Below are 10,700 nucleotides of genomic sequence, written 5' to 3' on the forward strand. Positions count from 1 at the left end.
TACATGCTCTTATCAATATATTTTTAGGTGAATGTGCAATATCTATAAATTCAAGGAGCTGCGTTTTATAACCACAATATTGAAGGATATTACCTCTAATAGCATCAGTCATAAGAGCCGCTACTCTCTCTTGTATTATACCATATTTTGTTAATATTGATAATTTATCACTTTTCATTTGACTATTCAGTTCATGCTGACAGCAAGGTACTGAAAATATCATCTTCGCATTCCACTTTATAGCATTATATAAAGCATAATCAGTAGCAGTATCACAGGCATGAAGAGTTATTACCATATCAACTTTATTATTATACTTAAATCCATTTATATCTCCAAGTTCAAAATGAAGATTGTCATACTTATATGATTTTGCAATTTCATTACATTTTTTAATTACATCTTCCTTTAAATCAAGACCTATCATCTTTACATTTATGTTCTTTATCTTTACAAAATAGTAGTAAAGTACAAATGTAAGATATGATTTTCCACATCCAAAATCTAGTATAGTTAATTCTTTATAATCATTTTTCTTTATTTCATCATCAATTATTTCAACAAACCTATTAATCTGCTTATATTTATCATATTTAGAATTGACAACTTTTCCTTCTCTCGTAAAAATCCCAAGATCTATTAAAGGTTCAATTATCATTCCTTCTTTTAATATGTAATTTTTTTCTTTATTGTGACTCTTTTTCGCCATTTTTTCATTACTGCTTTTTTTCTTTCCAAGATGAACCTTTCCCTTTTTGGAAATTCTCAAATTATAAGAGATATTTTCTGACCACGCTTCTGCCTGTTTATAGCCATTACAGATAATTTCTTCAAATTTTTTCATAAATTCATTTGATTTTATGTTTTCATGAAATACCTGCTTATCTGTAAATTTTTCTATTTGATAATATTCCTTTCCTTTATTTTCTTTTAACATAAACACTATTTTATTATATTTCACATTTTTATTAATTTTATTGCTTATTACAGCTTTTATTATCTTATCTTCAGCTACTTCACTCACTGCATTTCTTAATTCTTCCATTCGTAACACAACCTTATCATTTCTTCTATTAACATATATATAATATGTCAACAGCATATTATATTAATATAACACAGAATAAAAATCGTTTAACTTTTCTATAATCTTTTTATCCTTTTAATTTTTATCTTTGGTAAAAATATTTTCACTTTTTTAAATTATATCATATACATATTTTTCTTAACAATAAGTTTTCTACATCAGTTTTAAATCAAACAAAAGAAAATGCACAAGATATTATACATAACTCTCTTCTGCATTTTCTACTCATATTTCTTTAACTTATTCAAAAATATTATAAACCTTTATACAGAAGCATCTACTGTAGATTCTCCTGTATCAGATGCCTTATCATCAGAAGCAATTTTGTCAAGATTTTCTCCCACAGAATTCCCTGTATACTTGCTTATATCATAACTATTGTTTTCATCATAGCTGGCATTTTGATTATTTTTTTGTAACTCTGCATCATTTTTTGCGCCTTCATATATATCCAAACTTTCTTGTCTCTTCCTTGCTCTTTTTCTAACTTTCAATATCTTTCCTTTTCTTTTACTTTCTTCAATTTTGTTTTGTAGCTGAGCTTCTTTTCTCTTTCTAGCAATTGCTTTTTCAATAGCAAGATTATTTATTTTTGTTTGAACTTTTCCTTTTACTTTATTTATACCGGCTATAATGACAGCCGAATTTTCACAATTCTTAGCTTTTAATGCTTCTGCTTTTAACGATCCCATAATATTTTCAAGCTGTTGTTGTGACTTAGCCGCAGCAATCTTACTTAAATATTTTGCTGACTGAAAATCACTTGTACTTTTCTTTTTGTTTTTTGAAAAGGAATATCTACTGTTCTTTTTATTTTTTGATTTTTTTAATGATGATTCTGACAAAGTCAAACGAGCAAAACCTGTAACAGTATTCATGACAGTACCTCCTTAAAATATTAATTATAATATTTATCGGATTCTTTTTATTGAATTTTATACCATTATTAAAAGTATTTTCAATTTATTATTCCCTGTCTCTTCTTACAAAAAGTTTTACATGATTATTGTTCATATAATCATATGAATAAAAGACTGGTTCATCTTTGTCATTAAAATGAAGCTGTTTTAACAATATTGTCTTATTGCCTAATTTCTTTACTGCTTTTTCATCAAATACCTCTTTCCCATCTGGAATACAAATTTCACTTACTGAATAACTTATGTTTATATCTAAATTTTCTTTCAAAAATAAAAGCAGAGAGCCTGTAACACCATTTTCGAAAAAATTTCCTGCTATATGTTCTGGAATTATATTGAATGTATATGCAAAATCTCTATCCTCATTATTTCTAATTCTTTCAATTATCACTGCATTTCCATCACAATTAAGTTTTTCTTTCCATTCATTTTTCATTTTTTCCTTGTATGTTCTCATCTGTGACTGCATAACAGAAAATCCCGAATTTCCAATTAATTTTTCTGTGCTTTGAAGCACATTCAATGAATCACTTACTATTGCAGTATTTCTGTTTACATAAGTTCCTGCTCCATTTCTTGAAGTCAAAATTCCCTGTCTTTGAAGAATTTTTATAGCTTCTCTTAATGTAGACCTTGAAACATTAAACTGTTTTGCAAGAACAGGTTCTGATGGAAGTCTATCTCCTTTTGAATAAATGCCTTCATTTATCATATCTTCTAACTTTTGTTTCACCTTTAAATAAAGCATTTTTATCAATCCCTTCAAAATCTCATGTCTGACTAAGATTATATTTAGAATATATATGTACAATTATAATGAACATTTTTAATACTTAAAATATCTATTATGAACTGCTTGAAAAATATTGTCTATATTTATAATTTAAATTGTATTATACAATCTATTTTCTTAACAAAAATGAATCATATTTAAATATGATTAAAATATATTGGATTAGTTTCTGCCATAAGTTTTCCACTCTTCCTTTCCCTAATTTCCAATCTAATCCATATAACTTTTTCATCTACACTTATTTCAATAAACTTTCTAATAACTTTTATATTATTATTCATATGAACTTGTTCATGCATAGAAATAATTTTTTTGTCAATATTTACATTCAAATTTTCATGAACGCTATTGGTTAGATAAATTTTAAAATTATCACTATTCTTTATGTTCCCTATATCAATCTTAAAAACAATCTTTTCATCTTTATGGATATTAATCTGATTTCCTGTACTATATTCTTTCTCTCCTTTTTTAACACATAAATCAATAAAAGGTCCTCTAGACATGATTATTCTTCCAGATTTTATTGCTTCCATTGATGCAGATTCAATTTCATTTAATTCGTTTATAAGTATCCAGTTAAAAGTTCCGCTTTCATTGAATTGTTCCTTTTTATGAAAATCTCCTCCATATAAAGTTGTTATCTTGTATTTTTCTTCTGCTCTCTTCATCCAGAATATTCTATTTTTTTCATGTTCATTGTGTTTATTCATTATACCATGCCACTGTTCCATAAAATCTATCTTGTTGAAATCAGTATTTCTAAATTTATATCTTCCTCCAGTACATACTGGATTCCCAATTGCCATAGGATGTGCAATTCCTATTATTCCTCCATATTTATGTACATGGTCTGCAAGTTCATTTAGAGAATCATCTCTCAAAGTTTCCCATCTAAAATATGGGGCTCCAACTGCTATTATGTGTCCATAAAATGTTGTGTATTCAATTCCCTTTATTATTTTGATCCCCGTTTCCTTATATATATTTTCAACATCTTCGTATCCATACATAGTATTGTGATCTGTAAGAAAAATTATATCTGTGCCATTTTTTCCTGCTTCATATGCCATATCCTTTAATGTATCGCTTCCATCTGAATTTTTAGTATGTACATGTGTTTGAATCTTCATCCATCTATAACTCATATTTATTTTCCCTTTCCTTAATCCAAAATTCCCATAATTTAAAACAAACCCAATTTACTTACTGAAATCAGGTTTGTTTCTGTAGTCACATCCATTCTGCTTCAAGTGAAATATTCATAATATCAGTATTTATTCCATGAAGTGATATTATCATTTCCCATTTTCCTTTAATATCTGAAATCTTTTTATAACCTGGGCTGCTTTTCTCCTTAGAAAGAATTATTTTTTCTTCACTACATCCCCTGTGACCACATCCAATATAATCTCCATCATGATAAAGTGAAAGTGTTGCAAGATTTTTAAGAATTTCTTGACCATTTAAATATCTGTTTTTAAGAAATATCCTTTCTTCTTCTGTCATCTCACATATCTCTTTTTTAAACGAATTATTTATATCATTTTCATCAGTTGTAACTCTTGGATTATATCGAAATTTAATTTCTAATCTTTCTGCTTCATCTTCTATAGTAATATTTATTTTTTTATGTGTGCTTTCATCTTTTTTTAAAATTGTTAATTGTCTTTTTAAAATTCCTTTCATATTTTTATCCTCTAATATATTCGCATATTATTTATATTGGCAATATGAATTTATACACTCTTTTAATAAATCAACTTTGTTTGTTGTAATTGAATTTATATTATACTTCAGTAATTTTTTCATATCTTCTAATTTATCAACTGTCCAGACATGAACCTGAAAATCTCTTTTTCTAAATTCTTCTGCAATTTCAATATCTGAAGATATTAATTTATAATTCAAGTTCACTCCTATAGCTTTACTATCACTGATTTTTTTTAATCCAAAATCATCTAGATTACGACTATTTCCAGAAATGAAAATCCTTTTTAAATCACTTTCATCAAGATTTACAAGATATCGAAAACCATAAAGCTTTTCTTTATTATCTGAAATATTTTCATAAGTAAGTCCAGTAAGAAATATCCTGTCCATTAATTCATACTTCAAAATCATATCTTTTAATGCTTCAAGTACAGAAACATCCTTAACATCAATATTAAGTTCAGCATTTCCATACTTATTCATTATGTCCAGAACTTTTTCAAACTTTTCATATTCCATATTATCTTTTGGAATATCATGACTTAATATAAGCCTTCCATCTTTTATATTAAGATCTATTTCTATAATATCTGCTCCATTTTTAATTCCAGATTCTACAGATTCAATGCTATCCATTTTTGTGTTCATACATCCTGCATGTGCTGTTATATTTATTCTGTCTTCTTTTATCATAATCATCTATATCCCCTCATTAATACTTTTCTTCCTCATTCTTTCCATAAATCTGTCTTATATGAAATACTGCAAGAATAAGAACAATCATTACCATGATAAGTGAAGCAGCTGAACCATAACCTACCTTCAATCCCTTAACACCATATTGATAGATGTACTGAGTTATTGTTGCTGTTGAATTTGCAGGTCCTCCCTTTGTAAGTATATTTACCTTATCGAAAAGACGTATTGAATCAATTGTCCTTAATAGTACTACCATTCCAATAACTTTTGATATATTGGGAATTGTTATATATATAAACCTATGCCATGGATTTGCCCCATCAATTTTTGCTGCTTCATACTGTCCTTTTGGTACAGATTGAAGTGCTGCATATATCAGAAGAAAAACAAAAGGTGAATACTGCCATATATCAATTGTCAGTATTGCGTAAAATGCTGTTTTTACATCCATAAGCCAGTTTACAGGACTTATTCCAAGCTTACTCAAAAATTCATTTATTATTCCATAATTATTTGAAAACATTATCTGCCATACAAGTGCAACTGTAACAGGTGGAAGAAGAGTTGGAAGAAGAACCAAAGTTCTCACAGTCTTCTTCCCTTTATTTAAGCTATTTATAAACAATGCCATCATCAGTCCAAGTGTTATTTCAGATACAACAGCAAGAATTGTAAATTTTACTGTATTATATACAGCCTGTTTGAAATATGTATCATTTACTATATTCTTAAAATTCTCAGTTCCTATAAATTTTACACCTGCTCTGTCCAGAAAATAATAATCTGTAAAACTGTAGTACATTATAAATATAAGAGGAAAAATACTCAAAGCCATTAATAGAATTGTAGAAGGTGCCAGCATTTTGCAGGTAAAAATTTTCTTACTGTTCATCATAAATATCAAACTCCTAAAATCACATTCAAATTACATTTATTTCATTATTGCTTCTATTGCAGTTTTTGCATCTGCAAGTGCCTGATCTACAGTTTTAGTTCCAGATACTGCATTTGACAATTCTGTTCCATAGGCATTTTCAATATCAGACCATTTAGTTGTTCTTGGACGAATTACCGAATTTTCAGTTGCTTCAAGAAGTGTTTTAAAGTAAGGATATTTTTTATTTAGTTCATTATCCTGAAGGACACTTGTTCTTGTAGGTACTGCACCTTTATCCAAAGTTTCTTTCTGAACTTCTGCACTTGTTAAATATTCAAGGAATTTCAATGCCATTTCTTTGTTCTTTGAATTTGCAGTAACACCCATCATCCAGTTTCCTATCATACCTGTATCATGCGCTTCTGATGATGCATTTACTTTTGAAGGAATTGCAGCATAATCAGCAGTTGAACTTTCCCCTGAAATATACCATGATGGCCATCCTAAACTTAAAGCTCCATTTCCAGATGAAACAGCAGATACTATATCATTCTTTTCATAATTTGCACCATTTTTTAACAATTCTAAATACATGTTTAATGCCTGCTTAGCTTCTTCTGAATCTACAGTTACATTCCAGTCCTTGTCAAAAACATTTCCTCCATAAGCCCATAATAGTGGAAGATAATCTGAAACTATTGGATTTCCCTGTTGGCCACGAATAATATATCCGACTTTATTATCCTTGCCATTTATTTCTTTTGAAATATTAAGTACATCTTCCCATGTTTCTGGAATCTTTAGATTTTTAGATTCAAGAAGCTGTTTATTATAAAATAGAAATTGTACATTTCCTGAAAAAGGAAGCGAATAAACATCTCCTGTTGCATATGGATTTTTTCCAACATCAAGGGATTTCTTTACAAAATCATCATCTTCTTTATATCCCATTGAAGTTAAATCTTCTAATATTTTTGTTTCACAAAATTCAGGCATCCATGGATCATCAACCATTGTAAGATCATATTCACCTTCCTTGTTAACTGCATCATTTAAAGTTGCAAGATTTAGAGGTATAGTAAAGTTAGATGGACTCTGTACGAATATGGCTCCATATAAATATTCATTCCATGATGTCATAAATGATAATATTGTTATTGCTGCAATTCCTGGAAGAACAAGTGGGAGAACTATCTTCGTAAAAATCTGAAATTCTGTTGCTCCATCAACTTCTGCGCTCTCTTCAAGCTCTTCTGGCAGATTTTCAAAAAAGCTTATCATGAACCAGATTATAAATGGCATATTAATAAGAATATGAGATAAAATTATTGGAATCTTACTATTCAATATTCCTATTTCATTCATCATGATATATAAAGGAAGTGCAAATGCTATTGGAGGAAGTATTCTTATTAAAAGCACCCACAAAAGCATTATTCCTTTCAATTTAAACCTGAATCTGTGTCTTGCAAGTATATATGCACAGCAAAAACCAAAGGCAAGAGAAAATATAAGTGAAATAACTGTAATCTCCATACTATTGCTTACAGATTCCATAAAATTTCTGCTTTTAAATAAATCATAGAAACTATCTAATGTAAATGACTTTGGAATAATTCCTAAAGAGCTACTGAATTCCTCCTTTTTTCTTACTGCCAGAGATATCATCCAATATATTGGAAATAGTGTCCATATGAGCAAAATTACTAATCCTGAAAATTTTAAAATCTGTCCTTTTTGTATTTTTCCTATTCTTATCTTTATATCTCTTCTTTCTTCTTCAAATTCTTTTTCTTTTAAAGTTACTGCTTCTATAAATAACACCTCCCTGTGTTTTTCTCTTATTATTCAGAAGCTGTCTGACAGATTTTATTTTACAGTGTATTTGTTAAAGGAATATATTGCTGCTGTTAAATGCATGTAAAAAAATCCTTCATAAAAGCTACAATGCTTTATGAAGGATTATATATACTTATTATGCTATGCAGCACATTTAGAACATGGCTTAAGTCCTTTATTTTTAGCTGCCTCTAGTGTATATTCTTTAGGATTTTTCATATTGCTGCATTCTTTATCCAAATGATATACCTTTCCATTTTTAGACACCCACACACTTGTCGAAGAACTTAAATTTCCACTTTCTAGATTGTCATTTTTAACAGATTCAGTATGTACATTTTCACTTTTCTCATTTGAATCTGCAGATAAACCTTGGGAACTGTTTTGTGATGAATCATTTATTTTTGAAGATGAAATATTATTTCCTTCAACAGATGGCTTACTACTAAATGTAATATTATTTCCATCACATGATGCAACTATAGTTCCACTTTCATCAGTTCTGTAAACCTCTATACCTCTGTCTTTTAACTTAGCCATGGTTTCTTTATGAGGATGACCATAGTCATTGTTTTTTCCAACACTTATAACAGCATATTGAGGTTTTACAGCATCAAGAAATGCATCAGTTGAAGATGAACTGCTTCCATGATGTCCAACTTTAAGAACATCCGCCTTTAAATCAAGTCCTTTATCAATCATTTCTTTTTCTGAAACATCTTCTGCATCTCCTGTAAATAAGAATGACTTATTCCCAAACTTAATCTTTATTACAATTGAATAATTATTAATATCTTTATATTCACTTCCATTTGGTGCAAGTATTGTACATTCTGCATCTCCAAGATAAAAAGTCTCTCCTACTTTTGGTGAAGTAAACTGCATTCCTTTATTCTTCATTGCTTTTACTAAATTTTGAAATGTCTTAGTTGTTGCAGTTGTATTAGGAAAATATACTTTTCCTATCTTGAAAGAATTAACAATATAATCTAAGGAACCAATATGATCCTCATGAGGATGGGTGCCTACAACATATTTAAACTCTGTAATTCCAAGATTTCCAAGATAGTTTTTTAAAGTATCTTCATCATCATTATTTCCTGCATCTATAAGCATGTTTTCTCCTCCATGTTGAATCAGTATGGAATCAGCCTGACCAACATCTATAAAATGAACCTTAAGTTCACCATCCATACTGGCTGGACTGCTTTTTGAACATGAAATCATCATACATGAAAATACAAATATTATAAAAATGCTTATTAATTTTTTGATATTTCTCATCAATACTATCCTCTCTTTTCAACACTTTCTAAAATGATACTATACCTTTGTATCACAACATTAATAATTACAACTCCTTTATAATATCCTTTAACTCAGAAGGCTTCTTAATTCTATAATCAGGAATTAAATCAGAATCATTAATCTTATCATGAGGATTATACCATACTGTAGTAATTCCTGCATTTTTTCCACCTTGAATGTCTGAAGATTAAAGTTTTTTAAGTGCTATTTTTTCTGCTTTATGAAAATCAAACAGAGTATCATCCAAATCAAATAATATTTTTTTATCATGTCATCCTCCTAAATGTACTTTTCAATGTTATCCTTGCTTTTATTTTCCTAAGACAACCAAGTCATTGATTCTTTTAAACCCATTTTTTCTATAAAATTCGTAAGAAGGATATTCCTTTTCAGTATTCAAAAGCATACCATAAACTCCTTCTGCTTTAATCATCTTTTCAATTTTCTTCAAAAACTCACTGCCAATCCCTTGTCCTTGCATTGAGTAACTTACACAAAATTCATCTATATAATACTCAACCCCTTCAATCCATGGCTTTTTCATTCCAATACTCAATGCTACAATTTTTTCATTAACAATTCCAACATATCCAAGAAAATAATTGTTCTTTAAATGATTATTAAAAAAATCTGCAACCTGTTGTCTTGATTCATACTCATCATTCCATGGTTCTTTTGAAAAAGTATCTATGTAAACTTCAATACATTCATCAATCATATAATCTTCTAATTTTTTCACTATTAACTGTTCCATACATATCACCAGCCCCTGTATGAGTATATCATAATTATGAGTTTAGTACATTAATCGTCCTTTTAAAAAATATTACAATTAATCTATTCATATAATTCATTTTTTCTTATAATTAAAATTTAAACAAAAAAAATTCAAGTATAGTTTTATTTTCAAATTATACTTGAATTTTAAATTTATATATTTCTAATTCTATTTTACGCACTGTCCTTATAATTTAAAATCAATCCCCTGATTATATTTCTATCATCTTCTTTTAAAAGCGAACCATTTTCCTCTATTAATTTTGAAAGTTCTTCTGCTGTATCTCTATTTATTTCTGATAAACTATAATGACTGACTTTTCCAGTGTCTTTATCTATCTTAAAATATAATTTTTTAGAAGATATCCATCTTTCCACATAATATAATCCTATACTATATCCTAAGCTGTTTTTATCTTTAATAATTCTTAACCCATATAAAAGACTCGACCATCCATTTCCATTACAAAGTATTTCTGCTATTGCTGACTTTGTATAATCATTATTGCAATTATTATACCTATTATTTAAAGAATCCTTATCAAATAGTTCACTTTTTTTCATTATGCAATTCTTTCCAAGCCTAACTACAGATGGTTTATTACTTTCCAAAGCCGTTACTAAAAACTTATAAAAATCTATAAAAAATTATAAAATCTTATGTTTTATTCCTTTTTCATTGTATCT

Annotated in this window: 11 protein-coding genes; all 11 read right to left on the bottom strand. The window is 28.3% G+C overall.

From position 1 onward, the window contains the following. On the bottom strand, nucleotides 1-1,045 hold a 1,045-nt coding region (locus Q0F58_RS14370), incomplete at its 3' end, for an SAM-dependent methyltransferase (RefSeq protein ID WP_294377936.1). 305 nt (nucleotides 1,046-1,350) lie between these two features. Then, nucleotides 1,351-1,965, bottom strand: coding sequence for a hypothetical protein (locus Q0F58_RS14375; RefSeq protein WP_294377939.1), 615 nt, complete (start codon nucleotides 1,963-1,965; stop codon nucleotides 1,351-1,353). Nucleotides 1,966-2,053: 88 nt separating this feature from the next. Continuing rightward, nucleotides 2,054-2,755 (bottom strand): GntR family transcriptional regulator, encoded by a 702-nt coding sequence (locus Q0F58_RS14380; RefSeq protein WP_294377941.1) that lies wholly within the window; start codon nucleotides 2,753-2,755, stop codon nucleotides 2,054-2,056. Between the two features lie 182 nt (nucleotides 2,756-2,937). Then, complete coding sequence (locus Q0F58_RS14385) at nucleotides 2,938-3,948, bottom strand: CehA/McbA family metallohydrolase (RefSeq protein WP_294377944.1); 1,011 nt, start codon at nucleotides 3,946-3,948, stop codon at nucleotides 2,938-2,940. 85 nt (nucleotides 3,949-4,033) lie between these two features. Next, entirely contained in the window at nucleotides 4,034-4,489 is a 456-nt protein-coding gene (locus Q0F58_RS14390; protein ID WP_294377947.1) for a hypothetical protein, read from the bottom strand. Between the two features lie 27 nt (nucleotides 4,490-4,516). Then, a complete protein-coding gene (locus tag Q0F58_RS14395) occupies nucleotides 4,517-5,212 on the bottom strand; it encodes a glycerophosphodiester phosphodiesterase (RefSeq protein ID WP_294377949.1) in 696 nt (231 codons plus the stop codon). Between the two features lie 13 nt (nucleotides 5,213-5,225). Further along, on the bottom strand, nucleotides 5,226-6,107 hold the full coding sequence (locus Q0F58_RS14400) for a carbohydrate ABC transporter permease (protein ID WP_294377952.1): 882 nt from the start codon (nucleotides 6,105-6,107) through the stop codon (nucleotides 5,226-5,228). A 36-nt stretch (nucleotides 6,108-6,143) separates the two neighbouring features. Beyond that, nucleotides 6,144-7,913, bottom strand: a complete 1,770-nt coding sequence (locus Q0F58_RS14405; protein ID WP_294377955.1) for an extracellular solute-binding protein — start codon at nucleotides 7,911-7,913, stop codon at nucleotides 6,144-6,146. A 156-nt stretch (nucleotides 7,914-8,069) separates the two neighbouring features. Beyond that, nucleotides 8,070-9,212, bottom strand: a complete 1,143-nt coding sequence (locus Q0F58_RS14410) for a ComEC/Rec2 family competence protein (RefSeq protein WP_294377958.1) — start codon at nucleotides 9,210-9,212, stop codon at nucleotides 8,070-8,072. A 334-nt stretch (nucleotides 9,213-9,546) separates the two neighbouring features. After that, entirely contained in the window at nucleotides 9,547-9,990 is a 444-nt protein-coding gene (locus tag Q0F58_RS14415) for a GNAT family N-acetyltransferase (RefSeq protein ID WP_294377963.1), read from the bottom strand. Between the two features lie 197 nt (nucleotides 9,991-10,187). Then, on the bottom strand, nucleotides 10,188-10,577 hold the full coding sequence (locus Q0F58_RS14420; RefSeq protein ID WP_294377965.1) for a hypothetical protein: 390 nt from the start codon (nucleotides 10,575-10,577) through the stop codon (nucleotides 10,188-10,190). Nucleotides 10,578-10,700: the final 123 nt, after the last annotated feature.

This window comes from uncultured Clostridium sp., assembly GCF_934754915.1.
In the GTDB taxonomy this organism is placed as follows: Bacteria; Bacillota; Clostridia; order Clostridiales; family Clostridiaceae; genus Clostridium.

Coding starts and splice junctions, on each gene's coding strand:
- Q0F58_RS14375 (WP_294377939.1), bottom strand. CDS start 1,965: ATGAATACTGTTACAGGTTTTGCTCGTTTGACTTTGTCAGAATCATCA.
- Q0F58_RS14380 (WP_294377941.1), bottom strand. CDS start 2,755: ATGCTTTATTTAAAGGTGAAACAAAAGTTAGAAGATATGATAAATGAA.
- Q0F58_RS14385 (WP_294377944.1), bottom strand. CDS start 3,948: ATGAGTTATAGATGGATGAAGATTCAAACACATGTACATACTAAAAAT.
- Q0F58_RS14390 (WP_294377947.1), bottom strand. CDS start 4,489: ATGAAAGGAATTTTAAAAAGACAATTAACAATTTTAAAAAAAGATGAA.
- Q0F58_RS14395 (WP_294377949.1), bottom strand. CDS start 5,212: ATGATTATGATAAAAGAAGACAGAATAAATATAACAGCACATGCAGGA.
- Q0F58_RS14400 (WP_294377952.1), bottom strand. CDS start 6,107: ATGATGAACAGTAAGAAAATTTTTACCTGCAAAATGCTGGCACCTTCT.
- Q0F58_RS14410 (WP_294377958.1), bottom strand. CDS start 9,212: ATGAGAAATATCAAAAAATTAATAAGCATTTTTATAATATTTGTATTT.
- Q0F58_RS14415 (WP_294377963.1), bottom strand. CDS start 9,990: ATGGAACAGTTAATAGTGAAAAAATTAGAAGATTATATGATTGATGAA.
- Q0F58_RS14420 (WP_294377965.1), bottom strand. CDS start 10,577: ATGAAAAAAAGTGAACTATTTGATAAGGATTCTTTAAATAATAGGTAT.